At 71.4% G+C, this 23,823-nt stretch carries 22 protein-coding genes; 17 read left to right on the top strand and 5 right to left on the bottom strand.

What is annotated here, in order from left to right:
* Positions 1–11 precede the first annotated feature (11 nt).
* The 4 genes from IU476_RS17210 to IU476_RS17195 are packed head-to-tail and all read left to right on the top strand — an operon-like array spanning position 12 to position 6,098.
* Positions 12–2,432, top strand: coding sequence for a serine/threonine-protein kinase (locus IU476_RS17210; RefSeq protein ID WP_195101335.1), 2,421 nt, complete (start codon positions 12–14; stop codon positions 2,430–2,432).
* Positions 2,433–2,478: 46 nt separating this feature from the next.
* Entirely contained in the window at positions 2,479–4,656 is a 2,178-nt protein-coding gene (locus IU476_RS17205) for a serine/threonine-protein kinase (RefSeq protein WP_195101334.1), read from the top strand.
* Positions 4,653–5,363 (top strand): cyclase family protein, encoded by a 711-nt coding sequence (locus IU476_RS17200; protein ID WP_324194104.1) that lies wholly within the window; start codon positions 4,653–4,655, stop codon positions 5,361–5,363. The genes IU476_RS17205 and IU476_RS17200 overlap by 4 nt, the downstream gene beginning before the upstream one ends.
* A 54-nt stretch (positions 5,364–5,417) precedes the next feature.
* Positions 5,418–6,098 carry a nucleoside/nucleotide kinase family protein gene (locus IU476_RS17195; protein WP_195101333.1) on the top strand — a complete coding sequence of 227 codons (681 nt, stop codon included), beginning with the start codon at positions 5,418–5,420 and terminating at the stop codon, positions 6,096–6,098.
* A gap of 16 nt (positions 6,099–6,114) precedes the next feature.
* Here IU476_RS17195 and IU476_RS17190 read toward each other — a convergent pair whose 3' ends face one another.
* From IU476_RS17190 to IU476_RS17180, 3 genes are read right to left on the bottom strand one after another with little or no spacing between them, the layout of a single operon-like run.
* Positions 6,115–7,005 (bottom strand): PfkB family carbohydrate kinase, encoded by an 891-nt coding sequence (locus tag IU476_RS17190; RefSeq protein WP_195101332.1) that lies wholly within the window; start codon positions 7,003–7,005, stop codon positions 6,115–6,117.
* A gap of 23 nt (positions 7,006–7,028) precedes the next feature.
* The gene (locus IU476_RS17185) at positions 7,029–7,868 is read right to left on the bottom strand and encodes an SDR family oxidoreductase (protein WP_195101331.1); all 840 of its coding nucleotides are present in this window, start codon (positions 7,866–7,868) and stop codon (positions 7,029–7,031) included.
* Positions 7,865–9,670 (bottom strand): aldehyde dehydrogenase family protein, encoded by a 1,806-nt coding sequence (locus IU476_RS17180; protein WP_324194103.1) that lies wholly within the window; start codon positions 9,668–9,670, stop codon positions 7,865–7,867. Before IU476_RS17180 ends, IU476_RS17185 begins: the two co-directional genes overlap by 4 nt.
* A 148-nt stretch (positions 9,671–9,818) precedes the next feature.
* Here IU476_RS17180 and IU476_RS17175 point away from each other — a divergent pair, with 148 nt between their 5' ends.
* Positions 9,819–11,105, top strand: a complete 1,287-nt coding sequence (locus tag IU476_RS17175; protein WP_324194102.1) for a PucR family transcriptional regulator — start codon at positions 9,819–9,821, stop codon at positions 11,103–11,105.
* Positions 11,106–11,111: 6 nt separating this feature from the next.
* Here IU476_RS17175 and IU476_RS17170 read toward each other — a convergent pair whose 3' ends face one another.
* Positions 11,112–11,345: a DUF2277 domain-containing protein gene (locus tag IU476_RS17170; protein WP_195101327.1), complete on the bottom strand. Its 234-nt coding sequence runs from the start codon at positions 11,343–11,345 to the stop codon at positions 11,112–11,114.
* A 158-nt stretch (positions 11,346–11,503) separates the two neighbouring features.
* Here IU476_RS17170 and IU476_RS17165 point away from each other — a divergent pair, with 158 nt between their 5' ends.
* Entirely contained in the window at positions 11,504–12,328 is an 825-nt protein-coding gene (locus IU476_RS17165) for a DUF1266 domain-containing protein (RefSeq protein WP_195101324.1), read from the top strand.
* Positions 12,329–12,459: 131 nt separating this feature from the next.
* Here the strand turns inward: IU476_RS17165 and IU476_RS17160 are convergent, their stop codons facing one another.
* Complete coding sequence (locus IU476_RS17160) at positions 12,460–13,380, bottom strand: hypothetical protein (protein ID WP_195101322.1); 921 nt, start codon at positions 13,378–13,380, stop codon at positions 12,460–12,462.
* A 313-nt stretch (positions 13,381–13,693) separates the two neighbouring features.
* On the opposite strand from IU476_RS17160, the gene ftsH reads away from it, so the two are divergent.
* The 11 genes from ftsH (at position 13,694) to IU476_RS17105 (ending at position 23,693) form a co-directional block, all read left to right on the top strand.
* Entirely contained in the window at positions 13,694–16,084 is a 2,391-nt protein-coding gene (ftsH, locus tag IU476_RS17155; protein ID WP_195101319.1) for an ATP-dependent zinc metalloprotease FtsH, read from the top strand.
* 150 nt (positions 16,085–16,234) lie between these two features.
* Positions 16,235–16,861 carry a GTP cyclohydrolase I FolE gene (gene folE, locus IU476_RS17150; RefSeq protein ID WP_228823877.1) on the top strand — a complete coding sequence of 209 codons (627 nt, stop codon included), beginning with the start codon at positions 16,235–16,237 and terminating at the stop codon, positions 16,859–16,861.
* 65 nt (positions 16,862–16,926) lie between these two features.
* Positions 16,927–17,784, top strand: a complete 858-nt coding sequence (gene folP, locus IU476_RS17145) for a dihydropteroate synthase (RefSeq protein ID WP_195101991.1) — start codon at positions 16,927–16,929, stop codon at positions 17,782–17,784.
* Positions 17,781–18,155: a dihydroneopterin aldolase gene (gene folB, locus IU476_RS17140; protein ID WP_195101990.1), complete on the top strand. Its 375-nt coding sequence runs from the start codon at positions 17,781–17,783 to the stop codon at positions 18,153–18,155. The genes folP and folB overlap by 4 nt, the downstream gene beginning before the upstream one ends.
* Positions 18,152–18,688: a 2-amino-4-hydroxy-6-hydroxymethyldihydropteridine diphosphokinase gene (gene folK / locus IU476_RS17135; protein WP_195101317.1), complete on the top strand. Its 537-nt coding sequence runs from the start codon at positions 18,152–18,154 to the stop codon at positions 18,686–18,688. Before folB ends, folK begins: the two co-directional genes overlap by 4 nt.
* A gap of 5 nt (positions 18,689–18,693) precedes the next feature.
* Positions 18,694–19,164, top strand: coding sequence for a DUF3180 domain-containing protein (locus IU476_RS17130; RefSeq protein ID WP_195101316.1), 471 nt, complete (start codon positions 18,694–18,696; stop codon positions 19,162–19,164).
* A gap of 199 nt (positions 19,165–19,363) precedes the next feature.
* Positions 19,364–20,416 carry a DUF6779 domain-containing protein gene (locus IU476_RS17125; RefSeq protein WP_195101315.1) on the top strand — a complete coding sequence of 351 codons (1,053 nt, stop codon included), beginning with the start codon at positions 19,364–19,366 and terminating at the stop codon, positions 20,414–20,416.
* Positions 20,417–20,538: 122 nt separating this feature from the next.
* Positions 20,539–21,495, top strand: a complete 957-nt coding sequence (locus IU476_RS17120) for a Rossmann-like and DUF2520 domain-containing protein (RefSeq protein WP_195101313.1) — start codon at positions 20,539–20,541, stop codon at positions 21,493–21,495.
* Entirely contained in the window at positions 21,492–22,454 is a 963-nt protein-coding gene (gene panC, locus IU476_RS17115) for a pantoate--beta-alanine ligase (RefSeq protein WP_195101310.1), read from the top strand. Before IU476_RS17120 ends, panC begins: the two co-directional genes overlap by 4 nt.
* Positions 22,455–22,469: 15 nt before the next feature.
* Entirely contained in the window at positions 22,470–22,889 is a 420-nt protein-coding gene (panD, locus tag IU476_RS17110) for an aspartate 1-decarboxylase (protein WP_195101307.1), read from the top strand.
* Positions 22,890–22,901: 12 nt separating this feature from the next.
* A complete protein-coding gene (locus IU476_RS17105; protein ID WP_195101304.1) occupies positions 22,902–23,693 on the top strand; it encodes a type III pantothenate kinase in 792 nt (263 codons plus the stop codon).
* Positions 23,694–23,823 lie beyond the last annotated feature (130 nt).

Here is a 23,823-nt window from a genome sequence, read left to right as displayed (position 1 = left end):
TGGGTGCGGATATGGTTTTCAGTTCCGACTCCGGTGGGGGTTCCGGGCGTCCTACGGCCGGAATCGAATTCGGCGCGGTGGCCGCCTTCGCCAGTGCGTGGGAGGCTGGTGCGCGGCCGCCCGACATCGCCGACTACCTGCCCGACGCCCGCACCCTGCGGCTGGACGCGCTGGTCGAGCTGATCCGCATCGACATGCGATATCGGTGGCTGTCCCGTTCGTCCGGTTCCGCGCCCGCGGGCAAGCGGCTGCGCGAATACTGCTCGGAGTTCCCGGAATTGGCGCCGGAGGCGATCCCGGCCGGCCTGGTCTACGAGGAGTTCGTCATCCGCCGCCACAGCGGCGAGCGTGTGGACCCGCGTGATTGCCTGCGCGAGTACCCGGAGCAGGCCGGGCAGCTGCGTGAATTGCTCAACGCCGACGACGAGGACCTCAGCACCCGCCGCGCCGCCGTCGACCTCACCGCCACCGTCCGGCCGCCGGACGGCTCGGCCACCTGGGCGGGCGAGCAAACCCGCACCACCACCGGCCTGGTCGCGGCGTCCGGCGGTTCGGCGGCCCGCGCCGATGCCCTCGGCCGCATCGAGATCGGTCAGCGCATCGACGATTTCGAGCTGTTGACCGCGCTGGGCAGCGGCGCGTTCGCGCGGGTGTTCCTGGCCCGCCAGCGCAGTATGCAGCGACTGGTCGCGGTGAAGGTCTCCGCCGACCGCGGCACCGAACCGCAGACGCTGGCCCAGCTCGACCACGACTACATCGTGCGGGTCTTCGATCAGCGGCTGCTCGAGGAATTCGATCCGGCCGCGGGCGCCGATCCCCGGGCGCGTCGGCTGCGGCTGCTGTACATGCAGTTCCTGCCCGGCGGCACGCTGCTCGGCGTGCTGCGCTGGGTGCGGGCCACGCCCGCGGCGCAGCGCAGCGGGCAGCTGCTGCTGGACGCGGTGGACGCGGCGATGGAGGAGAAGGGCGAGATCCGCCCCACCGACTCCAGCGTGCGGGCCGAGCTGGCGGAGCTGTCGTGGCCGGAGACGGTGGCGTGGCTGGGCCGGCGGCTGGCCGAGGCGCTGTCCTACGCCGACACGCACGGCGTGCTGCACCGCGACGTGAAACCGGCCAATGTGCTGCTCACCGCGGAGGCCGTGCCCAAACTGGCCGACTTCAACATCAGCTTCAGCCGCACGCTCGCCGGCGCCAGCCCGGTCGCGTACTTCGGGGGTTCGCTGTCCTACATGTCGCCGGAGCAGCTGGAGGCTTGCCATCCGGGCTACCGGCGCTCCGCCGACGATCTCGACACCCGCGCCGACATCTATTCCCTCGGCGTGGTGCTGTGGGAACTGCTCACCGGCGCAAAGCCTTTCGACGATGTGACGGCGGGTGAGGACGGCGACGTCACCACGTTGGGCGAGATGCTGCGCAGACGCCGCGCGGGCGTGGAAACCGCGGCGCTGGAACAACTTCCGCCCGACTGCCCGGCCGCACTGCGCCGGGTGCTGCTGACCTGCCTGGAGCCCGACCGGGACAGGCGCTGGGCCGGCGGCAAGGAGCTGGCGCAGCAGTTGCAGCTGTGCCTGGACGAGCGGGCCCGGGATCTGGTGGATCCGCCGCGGGGGAGCTGGCGGCTGCGGTTGCGGGCCTGGCGGGCGCCGCTGGCGGTGCTGGCCATCGGGATTCCGAACGTGGCCGCCTCGCTGTACAACATCGCGCACAACCAGTCGCTGATCGTGGACCGGCTCAGCGAGCCGTCGCAGCACACGTTCCTGTTCGTCACCGCGGTGGTCAACGCGGTGTTCTTCCCCGCGGGTTCCGCGGCGCTGGTTTATTTGTCCAGACGGCTGATCACCGTGCCGCGCGGGCTGTCCCGCGGGCGTGACTACGACCCGCGGGAACTGGCGCGCGCCCGCGCGGACGCGCTGTTACTGGGCGATCGCGCTGTGGTGGTGGCGTTTTCGCTGTGGGGGCTGGCGGCGTTCACCTTCCCGATCGCGCTCCGGTTGGCCACCGGCGACGTGGGCGTGCGGGCGGTGGTGCACTTCCTGTCGTCGGTGCTGGTGTGCGGGGCGATGGCGGTGGCGTACCCGTTCTTCCTGGTGACGTTCTACATGGTGCGGTGCATCTATCCGATGTTCCTGCGGCACGGCGACGTCAGCGCCGCCGACGCCCGGCGGCTGCGGCTGCTCGGCCGCCGCGCCACCCGGTATCTGGCGGTCGCGGCCTCGGTGCCGCTGCTGGCGGTCGCGGGCGTGACCTTCCTGCCGCCGGACGACATTCCGCGGGTGGTGGTGGCGGTCCGGGTGCTGTGCGTCGGCGCGATCGTCGCGTTCGTGGTGTCGTATGTGCTGTTCCGGGCGCTCGAGGCCGATCTGCGCGCGCTGGAGCGGGTGGTGGATCCCGCTGCGGCGCAGCGCATTCCCGACGCCGAGGAGCGCGAGTGAGGCCGCCCGCGCGCCGCGGCTCGCCGGGTGCCGGTGGAGCGGGGTCGTGAGCGAGGCGCCGGACGCGGCCGTCGCGCGGTTCGCCGCCGACTGGCAGGCGGCACTGCGCGCGCCGCGACCCGATCCGCCGCCGCTGGCGCGCTATGTGCCCGAGGGCCGGGTGATGCGCATGGCGGTGCTCGCGGACCTGGTGCGCATCGATCTGCGGCAGCGCTGGCTGCGGACCCAGCGGGGCAAGCGAATGGCCGACTACGGCAAGGAGTTTCCCGAACTGGCCGCCAGCGCGCAGTTCCTGGAGCTGGTGTGCGAGGAGTTCACGCTGCGCAGCCGGTACCGGCGCACGAGCGTCGCGGACTTTCTCGACGAGTACCCGGAACTGGCCGCCGAGCTGCGGCCGCTGCTGGCCGTGGGGAGCGGGAACGGGTCGACGCCGCCGCCCGGCGCGGTCGAATTCGACAGTGCCCAGGTGCGTCCCGGGCGTCGGCTGGACGATTTCGACCTGATCACCCTGCTCGGCGGCGCGGACCACGCACAGGTCTTCCTGGCCCGCCAGCTCTCGATGCAGCGCCTGGTCGCGGTGCGGATCGAGACGCTGGGCGGGCACGATCCGCGCACGGTGGCGCAGCTGGACCACCCGTACATCGTGCGCGTGTTCGACGAGCGGGTGGTCGGCAGTGTCGCGGGCGGGCCGCTGCGATTGCAGTACATGCAGTATCTGCCGGGCGGCAGCGTCGCGGATCTGTTGCGGCTGCGGCGTTCCGGGGCCGTGCCCGAGGGCGGCGCGCTGCTGCTGCGGTCGGTGGACGCGGTCATGGCGGCGCGCGGCGAGATCCGGCCCACCGACTCGACCGTGCGCGCCGAGATCGCGGGGCTGTCCTGGCCGGAGACCGTGGCCTGGATCGGGCGGCGGCTGGCGGCGGCGCTCGACTACGCGGGCTACCGGGGCATCGTGCACCGCGACATCAAGCCGGAGAACGTGCTGTTCACCGCGGAGGGCATCCCGAAGCTGGCCGACTTCAGCGCCGGTATCCCGGAATCGGATGCGGTGCAGCAGGATTCGTCGGCCTATCGCGCTCCGGAGCAGCGGGCGGGCGGGAGCGGCACGGACACGGTGGTCGCCGACGCCCGCTCCGACATCTACTCGTTGGGTGTGCTGCTGTGGGAAATGCTCACCGGCGCAAAGCCTTCCGGCGGCGCAGAGGCGAATCGACTATCGGGCGCTGCCGACGCCGTGGCCGAACTGCCGCCGGACACCCCGGCCACCCTGCGCCGGACGCTGCTGCGCTGCCTGGAAGCCGATCCGCGGCGGCGCTGGGCGACCGGCGCGGAACTCGCGGGGCAGCTCGAGCTGTGCTTGGACGCCCGCGCCCGCGACCTGGTCGACCCGCCGCCGACCAGCCTGCGCTACCGCGCCCGGGCCTGGTGGCTGCCGATCGTGACCGCCTGCGTCGGACTGCCCAACCTGCTCGCCAGCTTCTACAACATCCGGCTCAACGACACCCTGATCATCGGGCAGCTGGCGCCCGCCGACCAGGACCGGTACGCGACCGTCGGGCTGATCAACAATGCCGTCACGTTCCCGCTGGCGGCGGTGCTGATGGTGTTGCTGACGCGGCGCGCGATGGTCGTGTCCCGTCGGCTGCGCCGAGCCGCCGCCGGTGACTCGTCCGGCAGCGAACCGATGCGTGCCGCGGTCGACGCCGAGGAGCTGGCGGTGGCGCGGCGGCAGGTGCTCTCGCTCGGCGATCGGCTGGTGTGGGTGCCGTTCGCGATGTGGCTGCTGGCCGGGATCGCCTGGCCGGCGGCGGTGATGGCGATCGGCGTCGAACTGCCCGCCCGCAATTTCGTGCAGTTCTACACCGCCCAGGTGGTGTGCGCGGCGATCGCGCTGGCGTATCCGTTCTTCCTGGTCACGGTGTACGCGGTGCGGTCGGTGTATCCGCAGTTGCTGGTCGCGGGCGCGGTGGGGCCCGAGGACGGACGGCAGCTGTGGGCGCTGGGCCGGCGCGCCAATTTCTATCTGGCCGCGTCCGCGTCGGTGCCGCTGCTCGGCGTCGCCGGCGCCACCCTGGTCCCCGACGACCAGCTGTGGCTGGTGGTGGGGCCGGTGCGCTTTCTCAGCGTCGGTGGCATTCTGGCCTTCGTGTTGACCTATCGGCTCTTCCGGCTGCTGGAACAGGATCTGCGCGCGCTGACCCGGGTGATCCCGCGGAGCGTGCGGTGACCGCGCCGTGGGCGCGGATGGTGAGCCTGTCGCACGTCCACGACCCGGCGACGACGCCGCTGTACCCCGGCGACCCGGCGTTCATCGCCGAAACCGTGGCGACGATCGACCGCGACGGATTCTTCCTGCGCTACCTGCGCCAGGGCGAGCACACCGGAACCCATTGGGGCGCACCGATTCACTTCGACCCCGCCGGTGCCGCGGCCGACGAACTCGACCCCGAGGATCTGCTGCTCCCGGCGGTGCGGCTCGATGTGCGCGAGAAGTGCTCGGGCGACCGGGATTACGCGATCGGCGTCGAGGACGTCCGCGCCTGGGAGGAGCGGCACGGACCGATTCCGCCCGGAGCCGCGATCATCGCCTGGACCGGGTGGGACGCGCTCTGGGGTACCCCGGAATTCCTCGGTGTCGGCGAATTCGAGGGCAGGCAACCGGGTTTCGCGCCCGAGACCGTGCGCTGGCTGCTCGACTCCGGCCGGCTCGGCCACCGAGGCGCGCTCGGTATCGACACCTTCGGGCCCGACGTCGGACTCGACGAGACCTACGCCGCCTCGAAGCTGCTCTACCGCGAGCACCGGATCAGCCTGGAGTGCCTCGGCAATCTCGCCGCGCTGCCCGCGACCGGCGCCTGGGTGCTGGCGGGCGGCGCGGTCCACCGCGGCGGATCCGGGGCGCCCGCCGGGGTGTACGCGCTGATCCCGCTCTGACGAGTGCGTCGTGTTCGGCCGGGTAGCCGCGTGCGCGCGGGTAGGGTCGGGCGGATGGTCCGTCATGGCGAGATGTCGCTCGAAGAGTTGGCCACCCGGATACGGGATCGGGCCGGCGCGCCGGACGGGCGCTACGTCCTAGGCATCGCCGGGCCGCCCGGTGCGGGCAAGTCCACACTGGCCACCGCGCTGCGCGACACGCTGAACCAGCAGGACGGGAGCGCGGTGGCCGAGGTCGCTCCGATGGACGGCTTCCACCTCACCAATGCCGCGCTGCGGGCGGCGGGCGCGCTGGCGCGCAAGGGCGAGCCCGACACCTTCGACGTCGCGGCGTACCTGGACGGCCTGCGCAAGCTGCGGGAAAGCCCGGTCGGACAACCGGTTCCGTGGCCGACCTACGACCGCGTGCGGCACGAGCCGGTGCCGGACGGCGTGCTGTTCGAGGACCAGCGCTTCGCGATCACCGAGGGCAACTACCTGCTGCTCGGCGACGACGGCGGGACCGGCTGGCCGGAGGTCCGCGAATACCTCGACGAGGCCTGGTATCTCGACGCCCCCGCCGACCTGCTGCGCCGACGCCTGCTGCGCCGCCACCTCCGCGGCGGCAAGTCCGAGGAGGTCGCGAGGTCGAAGGTGGCACGCAGCGACCTGCTGAACGCCGACCTGGTCGCCACCACCCGGGACCGCGCGGATCTGGTGCTGCGCGCGAGCGGGCGGAGCTACCTGGTGTTGTGAGTGTGCGGCACGGAGGTCATCCGCTGTGCGGCAACGACTTCGGCTGGTGCCGCATCCACTCCCGGGTGCCCAGGTAGGCGCAGGAGGCGGTGGCGATCGCCGCCGCGGCGCGTAGGGCTTCCGGGAACGAGTGCCCGGCGCAGTGGAAGTGGCAGAACGCGCCGTGCAGGATGTCGCCCGCGCCGAGGGTGTCGATCGCCGGTGCGGGCGGGAGGGTGATCTCGTCGCGCCGGTCGGCCTCGGAGTAGCGGATCGCGTTGCCGCCCTGCGTGATCGCCGCCTGACGCACGCCCTGCCGGTGGAGGTGGTCGAAGACCTCGTCCGGGCCGCCGCCCGTGCCGGGTGGTGCGAACGCGGACGAGCAGATCGCGATGTCGGTCAGCGCCAGCAGTTCCGCGTGCACCGGCCGCCAGCGCCCGGCGTCCAGCAGCACCGGGACGCCGGATTCCCGTGCCGCACGGGCGAATCCGAGCGCCAGCTCCGGATAGTGGCCGTCGATCAGCACGAGGTCGGCGTCGTTCAACGGGCCGAGCTGGGTCGGCCGGAACGGCGCCGAGATCTCCGAGCCGTCCAGCGACACGATGGTGCGGGTGCCGGATTCGGTCGCCACCACGATGGACGACACCGGCGGCCGCTGGGCGCCGCCCGGCGTGACGTCCATCGGCGCGACCCCGAAGTCGTCGAGATCGCGCCGGATCACCTGGGCCAGTTGGTGTTCGCCCAGCGCGGTGACCAGCGCCGGGGTCCGCGCCGACAGGAACGCGTAGGTGACCGCCGCGTTCGCCGCCGGGCCGCCCGCACCCAGGAACTGGTCCGCCGCCTGGGTCTTGCTGTCCTCGCTCGGATACCGCCGCACCGCGTACGCGATATCGAGCGTCGCGAGTCCCACGAACACCGCAGTCGCCATACCCGCGACGATAGTGCCGCGCGCTACTCGGTCCCGCCGCGCACCCGGTCCTCGTAGGCCTTGCGCACACCGGTGTCGACCTCGTCGAGGAAGGCGTGCTGCGAGCCCAGCGCGCGGCCGAGCGCGTCCCCGACCGACTGCGGCAGCAGGCCGAAGACCTGGGCGATCGCACCGGCGACCGCGGTGATCCGGACCTTCGCCTTGGGCTTGACGAGCAGCCCGGCGATGGCCTCGGCGATCTCCTCCGGCTCGGCCGGGCGCATCAGTTTCGGGGCGGTCACGCCCGAGCCCAGCTCGGTATTGGTCAGCGTCGGCAGCACCGAGGAGAACGACACCCCGCTGCCGCGATACTCCTCGCGCAGCGTGTCGGTGAAGCCCAGCACCGCGTGCTTGCTGGCGTTGTAGGTGGCCAGGCCGGGGATGTGGCTCTCCCCGGCGAGCGAGGCGATGTTGATGATGTGCCCGCTGTGGCGCGGCAGCATCCGGGCCAGGGCCAGTTTCGAGCCCAGCACCACGCCGTAGACGTTGATGTCGAGGATGCGCCGGGTGAGCGCGTCCGGCTCGTCGACCAGCTTGCCCGTCGGCATGATCCCGGCATTGTTGATCAGCACGTCGATCGGGCCCAGCTGCCGCTCCACGTCGTCGAGGAAGGTGGCGAACGACTGCTGATCGGTGACGTCGAGGCGGCCGTAGTGCTCGAAATCCTGCGCCGTGCCGGACTCCTTCACCGCCGTCTCGTCCACATCGCCGATGGCGATCTTCGCGCCCAGCGACCGCAACCGGGTGGCCGTGGCGAGGCCGATGCCGCGGGCCCCGCCGGTGATGACGACGACCTTGCCGCGGATCTTTCCGAAATCCGTCACTTGCCTTTACCTCCCACGGTGTTGATGACGTCCCGGACTCCCAGCCGCCGCAGGCCGCGCGCGCCGGCGGCCCGCATGGCGCTCAGCGCGAAGCCCAGACGCGCTGTGCTGTACGGGAACCAGAACAGTTCCTTCTGCTGCGTCGGCAGGATCGGCGTGGTGACCGCCTGCTTGCGGCAGTACTTCCGCGCGCCGTCCGCGCCGCCCCAGCGGTAGCCCACGCCCGACTGCTGCCAGCCGCCCATCGGCAGCGCGAAGTTGAACAGGTTGGCGAACACGTCGTTGACGTTCACCGCGCCCGCGTTCAGCTGCCGCGCGATGCGTTCGCCGCGGGCCTTGTCGCCGGTCCACACCGACGCCGACAGCCCGTAGATCGAATCGTTGGCCAGCGCAACGGCTTCCGCCTCGTCGGCCACCTTCATCACCGGCAGCGTCGGGCCGAAGGTCTCCTCGGTCATGCAGGCCATGCCGTGGTCGACGTCCACCAGCACCGTCGGCTCGAAGAAGGTGCCGACGCCGGTCGGCTTGCCGCCGGTGAGGGCCCGCGCGCCCTTGGCGAGCGCGTCCTCGACGTGCCGGGCGACGATGTCGCGCTGTGCCGCATTGGCCAATGCGCCGATGTCGTAACGGGATTCGCGGCCGTCGGCGCCCTGGCGCAGCTCGCGCACGTGTGCGGTCAGCTTGGCGACGAACTCGTCGTACACCGGTTCCTCGACGTACACCCGCTCCACCGAGATGCAGACCTGGCCCGCGTTGAACAGCCCGCCGAACGCGATGCCGTAGGCGGCCCGGTCGATGTCGGCGTCGGCCAGCACGATCGCGGGGTCCTTGCCGCCGAGTTCCAGGCTGTAGGGCACGAGCCGGTCCACGCAGGCCGCGGCGATGGCGCGGCCGGTCCGCGTGGACCCGGTGAACTGCACGTAGTCGACCGAATTCGCCACGGCCGCACCGGTTTCGCCGCCGCCGGTCGCCACGGCCAGCACCGGCGGCGCGCCGATCTCCGCCCAGCCGCGCGCCAGCTCCAGCGCCGACAGCGGGGTCACCTCCGACGGTTTGAGCAGCACCGCCGCGCCCGCGGCGAGCGCGGGGATCACGTCCAGCGCCGGCATGGCCAGCGGGAAGTTCCACGGCGTGATCACCCCGACCACCGGATACGGCCGGTACACGGTGGTCAGCCGCTTGACCCGGGCCAGCGGGCTGTGCGGCGACGGATGCTCGTCGGCCAGGAACTTCCCGGCCCGGCGCGCGTAGTAGCCGATCAGGTCCACCGCGAAACTCGGATCGATGAGCGCGTCCACGCGGGGCTTGCCGGTCTCCGACTGCACCACGTCGGCCAGGTGATCGGTGTTGTCGATCAACCAGTCCTGCAGCTTCAGCAGCCACCGCTTGCGCCCGTCGGCCCCGATCGCCTCCCACTCCGCCTGCTGCGACCGCAGCTGACGAATCTTCTCCGCGACCACCTCCGCACCGTCCACCGCCACCGTGCCGACCACCGACCCGTCAGCGGGATTGCGCACCTCGAGCGGCGCGGAAGATTTTGCGGCAGAAGGTTTTCGCGACGGCTTCGAGGCGGTGGTCTTCTTCGCCGCGGGGGCTCGGTCGCTGGATGCTTCGGCCGCGGGTGCTTTCGTCGCGGCCGACTTCTCGGTGGCCGCGGTCTTCTTCACCGGAGTCTTCTTCGCGGTGGACTTCTTCGCCGCGGCACCGGTTCCGGTGGATTTGCGGGGCGGGGACTTGCGGGCGTTTCCGGTGGCCTTGCGTGGTGGCTCGACCGGCTCGGGGGCCGGGTCGGTGTTCGTCACGATCTGCTCTCCCACATACGCTGCGTTGCGACTGTGAATCAGTTCACTGAACTATGATCGTGGCACAATCGCCAGGCGAGTTCTTGGCTTCGACGGTCAATCCGCGCGGTCGGCTTTGTGTCACGAGTACAAAATGCGGAGGTGTCCGGTGGCGTTCGATCCGCCCGACGTCATGGTGCGGCAGTGGATCGCCGACTTCGTCGCCGAGACGATGCGCACCGAGACGCTGGAGCACGTCGTCGACCGGCTCGACCTGGCCATCATCCGGCGCGTCCCGGAGCTGGCCGACCGCGACATGCGCCACGACCTGCAGGCCAGCACGCGCGCCCACGCGCTGGTCGTGCTGAGCGGCCTCACCCAGGACACGCTGGACTACCCGGTGCCGCCGGAGGCGCACGCCTTCGCGCGCACCATCGCCCGGCGCGGCCACGACCTGCGGTTGCTGCTGCGCATCTACCACCTCGGCCAGGAGGCCGTGCTCGAGTACATGACCGAGGTGCTCAAGGCGCGGCAGCTGCCCCCGAACACCGAACGCGCGACGCTGCTGCGGCTGTTCGACCGGTCCACCCGCTGGATCAGCACCTCGATCGAGGCGCTCACCGACACCTTCATGGAGGAACGCGAACGCGGCCTGCGCGCGGCCCTCAACCAGCGCAGCGAGATCGTGCGGGCGCTACTGGCCGGCGAGCAGGTCGACGCCGACCAGGCCACGGCCCGCCTCGGCTACCGCCTGACCCAGCGCCACCTCGCCTGCGTGCTGTGGACCGACGAGCGCGCCACCGGCCTGCGCGCGGCCGCGGAGATCGATCCGTCCACACCGGCCGAGAGCGAGACGCTGGGCCGGCTGGAACGGGTGGCCGCCCGGCTGGCGAGCGCCGTCGGCAACGGCGCGGTGCTGACCGTGCCCTCGGGCGCGGCCGGGCTGTGGGCGTGGATCGGCGTCGACGGTGCCGCGGACCGGCTGCCCGACCCGGCGACGGGCACCGGGCAGATCGAGATCGAGCCGCCCGTCCGGATCGCGGTCGGCGCACCCGCGGACCGCATCGCGGGCTTCCGGCGCAGTCACCGGGAGGCGGTGGCCGCCCGGCACGTCGCCGAGCGCGCGGTCGGGGCCGTGCCGCGCCTGCTGCGCTATCCGGATGTGGAGGTGGCCTACCTGGCCGGGGTGGACGAGGCGGCGATGCGGGCGCTGATCGACCGCGAACTCGGCGCGCTGGTGCGGCCGGACACCGGCTCCGCGCGGCTGCGCGAGACCCTGCACGCCTACCTGCGCTGTCACCGCAGCCCGGACGCGGCCGCGAAAAGGATTGGGGTGCACAAGAACACGGTGCGCTACCGGATCCAGCGGATCGAGGAACTGCTCGGCCACCCGATCGAGCAGCGCAGCCTGCAACTCGAGATCGCCCTCGACTGTGTGGCGGTGTTCGGCGTGTGAGCCGCCTCAGCGCAGCGGCGAATTGGTGACCGGCGGCAATCCGCGATCCGGCAATTCCCCCAGCAGCTCCTTGGTGGCCTCGGCGACGGCCGCCACCGCCTTGTCGAAGGCGGGCTTGGTGGTGGACGACAGGCCCGACAGACCACCGACTTTCCGCACGTATTCCTGTGCGGCCGCGTATATTTCCTGCTCTGTCGCAGGGGGCTCGAGCCCACGCAGGACGGTGATGTTTCCACTCATGGCCAGAGATTAGCGCTCGGTTACCGAGCGCGACAGGGCAAGAATGTACTGATGTGAAAATTGTGTGTTGCGCACTCGGGCTACTTCGCAGGCGCGTCGTGGCGAACACGCGACGCCGGAGGCAGCGCAATCGCGCGCGGTGGGACACAATCGGAGGCATGGCTGCCCGCGACGTGCCGACGCTGACCACCTTTCCCTACGAGGAGCTGGATCGGCGCGAGGAAGATCACTGGTCCGGCGCGCAGGTCTCCGACGACGAACTGCGCGCGCTGTCGCTGGGCGCGTTCTACTCGGCCCGCTGGGACGCCTTCCACGACGCGCTGCTGCTCGGCCCCGAGCGCGAGCATCCGATGGGCGACCGCCGCGAGCTGGCCATCGACACCCTCACCGGCGCCTGGGGCATCACCGACGGCACCGAGGCGATGGCCTCGATGGAACAGCTGCTCGACGGCATGCACTCCCCGCTCTACGCCCTGGTGCACCCGCTGGTGACGACCGCTATCAACTCCCCGGAACGGGACCGTTTCGGCGAGCGCGCCGACCGCCACCGGGCCTTTCTGCGCCAGGTCGGGTCGTTTCGGGGGATGGACAACCCCGAGGCGCTGGTGCGCGACTACGACATCTGGTCGCAGGCCATCAAGCTAGGCCTGATCGACCACCTCGTGCAGCCGCTGCCCGCCGATATCGAGGCCTGGGACCTGGCCCGGGTGGTCGCGGTGGCGCGGATGGCGTTCACCGCCGGCTACCTCGACGCCGACGTCGCCTGGGATTACGTGATGCGGGCCCTGCCGCCGGCGCAGCGCCGCTACCGCAACTGGCGGCAGTTCGGCGATTCCTTCCTGGCCGGCTGGACCTACTGGCAGGCCTGCGAGGACCTGGCCGAGCTGAAGTCCGGCGGGGTGGATCGCCGGCTGGAACTGGTGCGGCTGTGGATGCGGCCGACCAGCCCGTGGCGTCGAATCTCCTTGCAGTCCGGCGACTGATACCGATTTCCCGGAAATGCGGCATTTCCGCGGGCACGGTCGAGTAAATGGCGCATCTGTGACATGAATATGGCCTTCCTCGCGCCTCGCGGAGGAAGGCCACATTCGCGCGATCGGGCGTATTGCGCGGTTCAGTCGGGCAGCGATCGGAGGATGCCGCGACCGTAACGCTGGAACTGTGCGTCGTCGACCATCCCGAGCGAATGCCGCTCCACCAGCAGTTCCCATTCCGAATACAATTGCGACACACCGGGATCCGGTGGCGCGACGGCGCCGTCGGCGGATTCGCGCTGAATCGCGAAGGTCAGCGCGCCGACCACGCGGTCGGTGTCGGCGCGGTCGAAACCGGTGAAATGCAGCGTGGTGTTGCCGTCGGTCACCTCGATGCGGTACTCGCCGGTGCTGCCGGGGTCGTCGGCCAGCCGCGCCGAGAGCAGCGCCTGCACCGGCATCTCGTAGGCGTGGCGGGCGTTCACGGCGAGGGAGACGAACAGCATCCGGGCGGTGGTGACGGCCAGCAGCCCGCGCCCGCGGCCCACCGGCCGCTCGGACCCGACGAAGGCCACCTCCAGCGCGAACTCCTCCGGCGTCACCAGCCGATGTAAGTCCGCGATCGCCGCCTTGGCCTCGCGCCGCGGCGCCATCCGGCGCACGGCCCGGTCCACGTCGGCCCGGTTCGGGCCCCACTTGCCCCAGGCGGGTGCGGGCGGGGTGAGGTCGGGCATGGACATGTCGATGCGCTGCGTCGCCAGGATCTGGGCGTTGATCCGCTCCACGATCACGGTGGCGGCCGGCACGTCGTGCTCGGCGATCAGCACCGGCAGCGGGGTGCGGTCGGCCGGGATGCCGGTCAGCAGGGAAGTGGGGTACCGCAGGTAGATCTCGATGACGACGGCGTCGTCGGTGCGCCGGTTCAGCCGGACCTTGAGCAGATCGGAGATCGGCACGTCGAGCACGCGCTCGCCGTCGGTCCCGCCGGGGCGCAGCACCTGCAGGCGCCCGCCGCCGTGACGCAGAATCGCTGTGGGTGTCCGTAGCTCGACTATGTCCATACCCCCTGCGCTCTTGTTGTGTCGTGCCTCACAATAGGTCGTGCATGCCATGATTGTTGCCACTTGGGAAGACACCCACCGGTGTCCACCCGATAGGTCGGGAACCACCTGCGTACTCCGACCGTTCACCAGTTGAACTGCATCAGCTGCCGAACTGCGCGATGTATCGAGTAGACCGTACGCGGTAACGTGGCTTGTCCGCATCTGTTCCGCCGGACCCGGCCGGGTTTTCGGAATGGTTACGGCACCGCCCGACGCATCGTAGGCACGCACCGGATACACCGGAAAGGACTGGCCAGCCGGCCGACGCTCTATGAACCGCAAGACAGTGTTTCGCAACCTGGCCATAGTCGCGGGCATCCTGCTCGTGATCTATCTGGTCAGCTACTTCAGCAACGACACGCGCGGCTGGAAGAACGTCGACACCTCGGTGGCGCTCACCCAACTGCAGGACAAGGCCAACGTCAAGCAGGTCCAGATCGATGACAAGGAACAGCAGCTCCGCATCACCCTGAACAAGGGCAACGACGCGACCGGCGGCCAGTCCCAGATCATCGCCAAGTACCCCGGCGGCAGCGAGGTGTCCGCGCAGGTCCTCAAGGATGTGCAGGCCTCGGGCGCGCCGTACAACACGAGCGTCAAACAGGACAGCTGGTTCACCCAGATCCTGCTGTTCGTGCTGCCGATGGTGATCCTGCTCGGCCTGTTCGTCTTCGTCATGGCCCGTATGCAGGGCGGCGGTCGCGGCGGCATGATGGGCTTCGGCAAGTCGAAGGCCAAACAGCTGTCCAAGGACATGCCCAAGACCACGTTCGCGGACGTGGCCGGCGCCGACGAGGCCGTGGAAGAGCTCTACGAGATCAAGGACTTCCTCCAGAACCCGGCCCGCTACCAGGCGCTGGGCGCCAAGATCCCGAAGGGCGTGCTGCTGTACGGGCCGCCCGGCACGGGTAAGACGCTGCTGGCGCGCGCCGTGGCGGGCGAGGCCGGGGTGCCGTTCTTCACCATCTCCGGCTCGGACTTCGTGGAGATGTTCGTCGGTGTCGGCGCGTCGCGGGTGCGCGACCTGTTCGACCAGGCCAAGCAGAACAGCCCCTGCATCATCTTCGTCGACGAGATCGACGCGGTCGGCCGCCAGCGCGGCGCGGGCCTCGGCGGCGGTCACGACGAGCGCGAGCAGACGCTGAACCAGCTGCTGGTCGAGATGGACGGCTTCGGCGACCGCACCGGCGTGATCATCATCGCGGCCACCAACCGCCCCGACATCCTGGACCCGGCACTGCTGCGCCCGGGCCGTTTCGACCGCCAGATCCCGGTCTCCAACCCCGATCTGGCCGGCCGCCGCGCCATCCTGCGGGTGCACTCGCAGGGCAAGCCGATCGCCCCCGACGCCGACCTGGACGGCCTGGCCAAGCGGACCGTCGGCATGTCCGGCGCCGACCTGGCCAACGTCATCAACGAGGCCGCGCTGCTCACCGCCCGCGAGCACGGCAACGTGATCACCGGCCCCGCGCTGGAGGAGTCGGTCGACCGCGTGATCGGCGGACCGCGGCGCAAGAGCCGCATCATCAGCGAGCACGAGAAGAAGATCACCGCGTACCACGAGGGCGGCCACACCCTGGCCGCGTGGGCGATGCCCGACATCGAGCCGGTCTACAAGGTGACGATCCTGGCCCGCGGCCGCACCGGCGGCCACGCCATGACCGTCCCCGAGGACGACAAGGGCCTGATGACCCGCTCGGAGATGATCGCCCGCCTGGTGATGGCGATGGGCGGCCGCGCGGCCGAGGAACTGGTCTTCCACGAGCCGACCACCGGCGCGTCCTCCGATATCGACCAGGCCACCAAGATCGCCCGCGCGATGGTGACCGAGTACGGCATGAGCGCGCGGCTGGGCGCGGTGCGCTACGGCCAGGAGCAGGGCGACCCGTTCCTGGGCCGCACCATGGGCACCGCCTCGGACTATTCGCACGAGGTCGCCCGCGAGATCGACGAGGAGGTGCGCAACCTCATCGAGGCCGCGCACACCGAGGCGTGGGCGATCCTCAACGACTACCGCGACGAACTCGACGCGCTGGCCACGGCCCTGCTGGAGCGGGAAACGTTGCACCGCAAGGATCTCGAGCAGGTGCTGAGCACCGTCGACAAGCGCCCGCGGATCACCGCGTTCAACGACTTCGGCGAGCGCGTCCCGTCGGACCGGCCGCCGGTGAAGACCCCGCGCGAGCTGGCCGCCGAGCGCGGCGAGCCGTGGCCCGACGAGCAGGAGCAGGCGGTCCAGCGGGCCGCGGCCCAGCCGGTGCCCGCCAACGGCTACCCGCCGGAGCCCGGCTACGCGGCGCCGCAGCCCGGCTACGGCCGTCCCGCGCCGCAGCCGGGCGGCTACCCGCAACCGGGTGGCGGTGCGGGCGGGTACCCGCGCCAGGGCGGCGGCACGCACGGCTCGCGCCCCGACTACGGCGCTCCGGCCGGCTGGTCCGCGCCGGGCTGGCCGCCGCAGGAGGACGCGCCGTCCGAGCGCCCGCAGGGCGGGTCCGGCTACGGCGGCGCGGCGCCGCAGGGCGGTGGCTGGGCGCCCGCGGGCGGCCAGCGCTACGGCCGCCCGGGCTGGAACCAGCCGGGCGACCAGGAGGGCTCGGGTTACCAGCGGCCGAACGGCGAGAGCGACGGCAGCGAATGGGACGGACCGAACGGCCGGCACTGATCCACGGTGATTAGGCTCGATGATCGGGATGCCGGGGAATTGCCGGTATCCCGGTCGCGTTCGTGGTCGCAGGGCCGCGTTCCGCTCAGCCGGACGCGACGAGTACTCGAGTTGTGGAGGTGTCCCCGAGTGTCGGTCGACAACCGTGATCTGGCGGAGTCCGACGCGTCGTCGGTGGCGTCCGCCGCGGTGGCCCTGGCCACGGGCCGCGCGTTCGATCAGCCGCGCGCCGAGGCCGCGGTCCGGGAACTGCTGATCGCCGTCGGCGAGGATCCCGACCGGCCGGGCCTGGCCGAGACGCCGGCGCGCGTGGCGCGGGCCTACCGCGAGATCTTCGCGGGCCTGTTCACCGAGCCGGACGCCGTGCTGGACACCACCTTCGAGGAAGGGCACCAGGAACTGGTCCTGGTGCGCGACATCCCGCTGTACTCGACCTGCGAGCATCACCTGGTCTCCTTCCACGGTGTCGCGCACGTCGGCTACATCCCCGGCCCGCACGGGCGGGTCACCGGCCTGTCGAAACTGGCTCGGCTGGTGGATCTCTACGCCAAGCGCCCGCAGGTGCAGGAGCGGCTGACCAGCCAGATCGCCGATGCCGTGATGCGCAAGCTGGATCCGCGCGGCGCGATCGTGGTGGTCGAGGCCGAGCACCTGTGCATGGCGATGCGCGGCATCCGCAAACCGGGCGCCAGCACCACCACCTCCGCGGTGCGCGGCCTGCTGCAGACCAGCGCGACCTCGCGGTCGGAAGCCCTCGATCTGATCCTGCGGAAGTGAGCGAGCGTGTGGTGCCCGAACTGACGCCGCTCGTCACCCCGCGCGCGGGGCGGTCCTGCGTGGTGATGGGCGTCGTCAACGTCACCAGCGACTCGTTCTCCGACGGCGGCCGCTACCTGGACCCGGACGCGGCGGTCGCGCACGGCGTGCGGCTGTACGCGGCCGGTGCGGACATCATCGACGTGGGCGGCGAGTCGACGCGCCCGGGCGCGGTGCGCATCGACCCGCGGATCGAGGCGGAGCGGGTGACCCCGGTGATCCGGGGCCTGGTCGCGGCCGGGGTGCCGACCAGCGTGGACACCATGCGGGCGAGCGTGGCGCAGGCGGCGATCGAGGCGGGCGTCTCGGTGGTCAACGACGTGTCCGGCGGGCGAGCCGACGCCGACATGGTGAAGGTCGTCGCGGCGGCCGGGGTGCCGTGGATCCTCATGCACTGGCGCGCCGCGGCGGACTACCGGCACACCGGGCGGGCCGAGCGGTACGACGACGTGGTCGCCGAGGTGCGCGACGAGCTGTCGATCCAGGTCGATCTCGCGATGGCGGCGGGCGTGCACCCGAGCCGGCTGGTCCTCGATCCCGGTCTGGGTTTCGCCAAGAACGCCGCGCACGACTGGGCCTTGCTGGGCGCGCTGCCCGAACTCACGGCGCAGGGTCTGCCGGTGCTGATCGGCGCCTCCCGCAAGCGTTTCCTCGGCGCGCTGCTGGCCGACGGTGAGACGCCGCGCCCGCCCGACGGCCGCGAGGTCGCGACGGCGACGGTCTCCGCGCTGGCGGCGCTGCACGGCGCCTGGGGTGTCCGGGTGCACGACGTGCGGGCGTCGCTGGACGCCATCGCCGTCACCGAGGCCTGGCGGCGGGCCGCCGACGAGCGGCAGCACGCCGTGTCCCGCAACGACGGACGGACCGAGGGAGTAGTCCACTGAGCACCGACCGCATCGAACTGCGCGGGTTGCGCGCGTTCGGTCATCACGGCTGCTTCGACTTCGAGCGCCGCGACGGCCAGGAATTCGTCGTCGACATCACGCTGTGGCTGGACTTCGCCGCGGCGGCGGCCTCCGACGATCTCGCCGCCACCATCGATTACGGCGCGCTCGCCGGTCGCGCGGTGGAGATCGTGCAAGGCGAGCCGCGCAATCTCATCGAGACGGTGGTCTCGGAGATCGCCGACGACGTCATGGCCGACCCGCGCGTGGCCGCCGCGGAAGTGGTGCTGCACAAGCCTTCCGCGCCGATTCCGCACACCTTCGCCGACGTCCGGGTGGTCGCGACCCGGCGGCGCGAGGTGACCGCATGACCCGCGCGGTGCTGTCCATCGGCTCGAATCTCGGTGACCGGCAGGCACATCTGCGCGGTGTGGTCGACGCGTTCGCGCCGCGGTTGGTCGCGGTGTCGTCGGTGTACACGACCGCGCCGTGGGGGCCGGTGCCGCAGGACGACTACCTGAACGCCGTCCTCGTCGTCGACGATCCCGCCGCCGCGCCGCACGATTGGCTGCGCCGGGGTCAGGAGCTGGAACAGGCCGCCGGGCGGGTGCGCGAGGTGCGTTGGGGCGCACGGACTCTCGATGTCGACGTGGTCTGGTGCGGGGAACTCCGCGACGGCGAGCCGCGCCCGGTGCGCAGCGCCGATCCGGAATTGACCCTGCCGCATCCGCGGGCGCACGAGCGCGCGTTCGTGCTGGTGCCCTGGCTGGAGGCGGATCCCGAGGCGGCGCTCGAGGTGGACGGCGTGGTGCGCCCGGTGCGCGAACTGCTGGCGGAGCTGGACTCCGCCGAACGAGACGGGGTGCGGCGCACCGACCTTCGACTCCGGCCGGTGACCTCGTGAACGTCATGAAACCGACGAAGCTGTTCGACCTGACCGCGAACGTGCTGATCGCGGCGGCCGTCGCGTGGATCGCGACGCGCTGGGCGTACTCCAGCTTCCCGCCCATCACCGTGATCGCGGGCGCCTCGCTGTATCCGGTGGCGGCGCTGGAAGCGGTGCTGGCCTTCATGATTCGGGCGCGGGTGCACGACCAGCGCATCGGTGACGGCCCCAAGCAGTTGCATCCGATCACGGCCGCCCGCGCGGCGGCGCTGGCCAAGGCCTCGGCGCAGGTGGGTTCGCTGGCCGCCGGTGTCTGGCTGGGCTTCCTGGTCTGGGTGCTCCCGCAGCGGTCCGAATTGCGGGCGGCGGCCGCGGACACCCCGGGCGCGGTCGTGGGCCTGGTGGCGGGTCTGCTGCTGGTGGCCGCGGCGCTGTGGCTGGAGTATTGCTGTCGCGCCCCGAGCGATCCGCCCGACGAACCGGCAACCTCTTAGCAATCTTTCCTTCCGAAACTTCCGGCCGTGCTCGCATCCTGTGTCGGCCATCCGAGCTACCCTGGCGGGCATGGTTTCGCCCGCCCGTAGCAGTGCTTCCCGTCGATGGCGGGGAGTCGCGGGAAAATTCGCCGTCGGTGCATTGATTCCGTGCGGTCTGATTGCCAGTGTTTTCCTGCTCTTCAGCAACAGTCTGCAATTGACTCGCGTCGGTCTGGTCGCGGCCCTGTGGTCTGCGGCGATCGGGGTGCTGGCGGCCACCCGGTACCGCCGGGAGTCGGCGGTCGACCGGGTCAAGATGCGTGACCTGCAAACGGTCTACGAGCTGCAGCTGAGACGGGAGATCGCGGCCCGGCACGAATACGAGCTGGGTGTCGAGTCCCGGGTGCGGGCGGAGGTCGGCGCCGAGGCCGCGGAGATGGCGGCGCTGCGCGCCGAGCTGGCGGTGCTGCGCGAAAGCCTGCAGCGGCTGTTCGACGGCGATCTGCCGGTCGAACGGCCCGCGCTGCGCGCCGACGTCGTGCGAGTTCCGGAATTGCCCAGCCGGTCGGCGAACGGTAGCTCGCCGGATACCGACACGTGGGACGCGTGGAGCGTGCCCGCCGTGCCGCGCGGTTCGGTGACCCCGGTCTTCGAGGCCGGCCACCCCGAGCCCCCTGTCTTCGCCGGGCCCGACGACGATCCGGTGACGGCGGAGACCTCGGTCGTCGCCGCCGACGGTGAGCAGCCCGCACCGGCTCCCGGCAACAAGTGGTCGGCCTGGGTCGGGGCCGGCGACCACGACCCGTACCCGAGCGATTCCTGGACCGCGTGGTCGGAGAGCCCCGAGAAGAAAACGGACACAGCCGAATCGGCGGCGGGGCGACCCGGCTCGCCCGATCCGGAACCGGTGGAGGATGAAGAGCCGGACGAGTCCGCGTCCCTCGACGCTGCGCGCGGCGACCAGGTGAACGACACCGGGCGAAACAACCACGTACTCGACGCCGGGCGAGACGACCGCGAGCCCGAACCGGCACCGGACGAGCCGACCCGGCCGTCCGACGCCGAAACCAACGGTGCCACTCGCCCGGCCGCACCGTCCGAAACCACCGAGAAGTCCCGGACGCAGACCAAGGTCCCCACCGCCATCGGCACCGCGGGCACCCGCCGTCGCCGCCGCGCGGAGGCGGGCGACGGCGAGCACGGCGGCCATCAGCTGACGGTCGCGGAAATCATGGCCAACCTGCGCTCGGAGCAGAACAGCTCGAACTGAGGCGGGCCCGTGGGGAACATCACCGGGCCCGGCCCTGTCCGTGTGTCCCGCCCCGGCCTATCCTCGGAACCGATAACGTCCGGTACCCGCACGGCGGGACTGGAACGACTTTCGAGAGGACAATGGTGACCTCTGAATCTGCACGGCCCGACGCGGGTCGAGGTGTCTCAGGGAGTGACCCGGCGCCCGCACGACTGACGGTGGGAATCGTCTCGGCGGGACGCGTGGGTTCGGCGCTCGGCGCGGCATTGGAGCGCGCCGGTCACGTCGTATTCGGGGTGTCCGCGATCTCGGACGCCTCGCGTGAGCGGGCCCGCGTGGCGCTGCCCGATTCCCGGGTGCTGCCGCCCGAGGCGGTGGCCGCCCGCAGCGAGCTGCTGATCCTCGCGGTGCCCGACAGCGAATTGGCCGGGCTGGTAACCGGTCTCGCGACGGCCGGTGTGGTGCGGCCCGGCACCCTCGTGGCGCACACCTCCGGCGCGAACGGGATCGCGGTGCTGGCGCCGCTGACCGCACTCGGCGCCCGCCCGCTGGCCATCCATCCCGCGATGACCTTCACCGGCCACGAGGAGGACATGGCCCGGCTGGGCAACGCCTGCTTCGGGATCACCGCCGCCGACGAGATCGGCTACGCCATCGCGCAGTCGCTGGTGATCGAGATGGGTGGCGAACCGGTGCGGGTCCCCGAGGAACACCGCACGCTCTACCACGCCGCCCTCGCGCACGGCAGCAACCACCTGGTCACGCTGATCGTCGACGCGGTGGCCGCGCTGCGCGCCGCCCTGGACGGTCCCGGCCTGCTCGGCCAGCAACTGGTCGACGACCAGCCCAACGGCCTGGCCGAACGGATCCTGGCCCCGCTGGCCTCGGCGGCGCTGGACAACGCGCTGCGACGCGGGCAGTCGGCGCTCACCGGCCCGGTCGCGCGCGGCGACGTGGCCGCGGTCGCCGCCCACCTCGACGCGCTCACCGACGTCGATCCCGAACTCGCCGCCGGCTATCGCGCGCTCTCGCTGCGTTCCGCCGAACGCGCGCGCACCAATCCCGCACTGATCGATCTGCTGGAGGGACCCCGATGACCGATCCGACGCGGCTGCGGGCTCTGCGCGGCAGCTATCGGCCCGGCGAGCTGACCGTGCTGCACGACCCGGCGACCGTGACCGCGGTGGCCGAGGCGCTGCGTGCGGTCGGTCGCAAGGTCGCGCTGGTGCCGACCATGGGCGCGCTGCACGAGGGCCATCTCCAGCTGGTGCGCCAGGCCAAGCGGACCAATCAGGTCGTGATCGTCTCGATCTTCGTGAACCCCTTGCAGTTCGGGGCCGGCGAGGACCTGGACAAGTACCCGCGCACGCTGGACGCCGACGTGGAGCTGCTGCGCGGCGAGGGCGTCGAACTGGTCTTCGCGCCCAGCGCCGCGCAGATGTATCCCGACGGCGCGCGCACCACGGTGCAGCCCGGACCGCTGGGCGCCGAACTCGAGGGCGCCGCCCGCCCGACGCATTTCGCGGGCATGCTGACCGTCGTCGCGAAGCTGCTGCGGATCGCGCACCCGCACGAGGCGTTCTTCGGCGAGAAGGACTACCAGCAGCTGACCCTGATCCGACAGCTGGTGCGGGACTTGAACTTCGACGTGAAGATCGTGCCGGTGGCCACGGTCCGCGAGCGCGACGGCCTGGCGATGTCCTCGCGCAACCGCTACCTGGACCCGGCACAGCGCGAGCTGGCCACCACCCTGTCCGCGGCGCTGGCCGCCGGTCGGCACGCCGGTGGCCTGGGTCCGGAGGCGGTGCTGGCCGCGGCGCGCGCCGTCCTGGACGGCGCGCCCGGTCTCGACGTCGACTACCTGGAGCTGCGCCGCAGCGACCTGACGCCGCTGACCGCTCCCGCCCCGCCCGACTGGAGCGGCACCGCCCGCCTGCTGGTCGCGGCCCGGCTGGGCGCGACCCGGCTCATCGACAACATGGCCGTCGCCCTGCCCACCGCGCTCGACGGCCACCCCACGACTCCCAATGCCCAGCCCGCCCAGGCGAACTCGTAGGAAAGGCCGACGACGATGTTGCGCACCATGATGAAATCGAAGATCCACCGCGCCACGGTGACCCACGCCGACCTGCACTACGTCGGCTCGGTCACCGTCGACCCGGATCTGATGGAGGCCGCCGATCTGCTCGAGGGCGAGCAGGTCTGCATCGTCGACATCGACAACGGCGCCCGGCTCGAGACCTATGTGATCGCGGGTCAGCGCGGCTCCGGCGTGATCGGAATCAACGGCGCCGCAGCGCATCTCGTGCATCCGGGCGATCTGGTGATCCTGATCGCCTACGGCATGATGGACGAGGCCGAACTGCGCGAGTACGCGCCGCGGGTGGTGTTCGTCGACGAGCGCAACCGGCCGGTGGAGCTGGGTTCGGATCCGGCGCACGCCCCGGCCGATTCCGGTCTGTCCTCGCCGCGCACGCTGACTCCCGCCTAGGAGATATCCGGGATGCTGCTGACCATCGACGTCCGCAACACCACCATCGAGATCGGCCTGTTCGCCGGCAGCGGCGAGCACGCCAAGGTCGCGCAGACCTGGCGCATCCACACCAATCCGCTGCTCACCGCCGACGAGTTCGCCATGCAGGTGCGCGGGCTGATCGGCGAGCAGGCCGAGCAGGTGGTCGGGGTGGCGGCGCTGTCGACGGTGCCGCCGGTGCTGCGCGAACTGCGCGAGATGCTCGGCCGCTACTGGAGCCACGTCCCGCACGTGCTGGTGGAACCCGGTGTGCGCACGGGCATTCCGCTGCTGGTGGACAACCCGAAGGAGGTCGGGGCCGACCGCATCGTCAACTGCCTGGCCGCCTACCACCGCTTCGAGGCGCCGTCCATCGTGGTCGACTTCGGCACGGCCATCTGCGTCGACCTGGTGTCGGCGAAGGGCGAGTTCCTCGGCGGCGTCATCGCGCCCGGCGTGGAGATCGCGACCGAGGCGATCGTCGAGCGCACCGCGCTGCGCCGCGCCGAGCTGGCCCGGCCGCGCTCGGTGGTCGGCAAGAACAGCATGGAGTGCATCCAGTCGGGCGCGGTGTTCGGCTTCGCCGGCCTGGTCGACGGCCTCATCGACCGCATCCGCGACGAACTCGACGCCTTCTCCGGCGACGACGTCGTGGTGGTCGCCACCGGCCAGTCCGCGCCGCTGATCGTGCCGGAGTCCGAGACCATCGAGCGCCACGAGCCGCATCTCACGCTGGAGGGCCTGCGCGTGGTCTTCGAGCGCAACCTCCAGCGCCGGCGCTAGTCGCCCGCTAGTCGTCCCGGCATGCTCTTGGCCGGGATCCACAGCGGATTCCGGCCAAAAGCACGCCGGAATGACAGGGCCGCGCCCGCCGGAACGACAAGGCGGAGCGCTGCGGTGTGGGGAATCCGAC

This window comes from Nocardia blacklockiae, from assembly GCF_015477355.1.
GTDB lineage: Bacteria > Actinomycetota > Actinomycetes > Mycobacteriales > Mycobacteriaceae > Nocardia > Nocardia blacklockiae.
This window is presented reverse-complemented; position numbering and strand designations above follow the sequence as displayed.

Bases quoted from the DNA above. Each gene is read 5' to 3' on its own strand.
- IU476_RS17210 (WP_195101335.1), top strand. From the start codon at position 12: ATGGTTTTCAGTTCCGACTCCGGTGGGGGTTCCGGGCGTCCTACGGCC.
- IU476_RS17195 (WP_195101333.1), top strand. From the start codon at position 5,418: ATGGTCCGTCATGGCGAGATGTCGCTCGAAGAGTTGGCCACCCGGATA.
- IU476_RS17190 (WP_195101332.1), bottom strand. From the start codon at position 7,005: ATGGCGACTGCGGTGTTCGTGGGACTCGCGACGCTCGATATCGCGTAC.
- IU476_RS17170 (WP_195101327.1), bottom strand. From the start codon at position 11,345: ATGAGTGGAAACATCACCGTCCTGCGTGGGCTCGAGCCCCCTGCGACA.
- IU476_RS17165 (WP_195101324.1), top strand. From the start codon at position 11,504: ATGGCTGCCCGCGACGTGCCGACGCTGACCACCTTTCCCTACGAGGAG.
- IU476_RS17160 (WP_195101322.1), bottom strand. From the start codon at position 13,380: ATGGACATAGTCGAGCTACGGACACCCACAGCGATTCTGCGTCACGGC.
- ftsH (WP_195101319.1), top strand. From the start codon at position 13,694: ATGAACCGCAAGACAGTGTTTCGCAACCTGGCCATAGTCGCGGGCATC.
- folP (WP_195101991.1), top strand. From the start codon at position 16,927: ATGGGCGTCGTCAACGTCACCAGCGACTCGTTCTCCGACGGCGGCCGC.
- folK (WP_195101317.1), top strand. From the start codon at position 18,152: ATGACCCGCGCGGTGCTGTCCATCGGCTCGAATCTCGGTGACCGGCAG.
- IU476_RS17130 (WP_195101316.1), top strand. From the start codon at position 18,694: ATGAAACCGACGAAGCTGTTCGACCTGACCGCGAACGTGCTGATCGCG.
- IU476_RS17120 (WP_195101313.1), top strand. From the start codon at position 20,539: ATGGTGACCTCTGAATCTGCACGGCCCGACGCGGGTCGAGGTGTCTCA.
- panC (WP_195101310.1), top strand. From the start codon at position 21,492: ATGACCGATCCGACGCGGCTGCGGGCTCTGCGCGGCAGCTATCGGCCC.
- panD (WP_195101307.1), top strand. From the start codon at position 22,470: ATGTTGCGCACCATGATGAAATCGAAGATCCACCGCGCCACGGTGACC.
- IU476_RS17105 (WP_195101304.1), top strand. From the start codon at position 22,902: ATGCTGCTGACCATCGACGTCCGCAACACCACCATCGAGATCGGCCTG.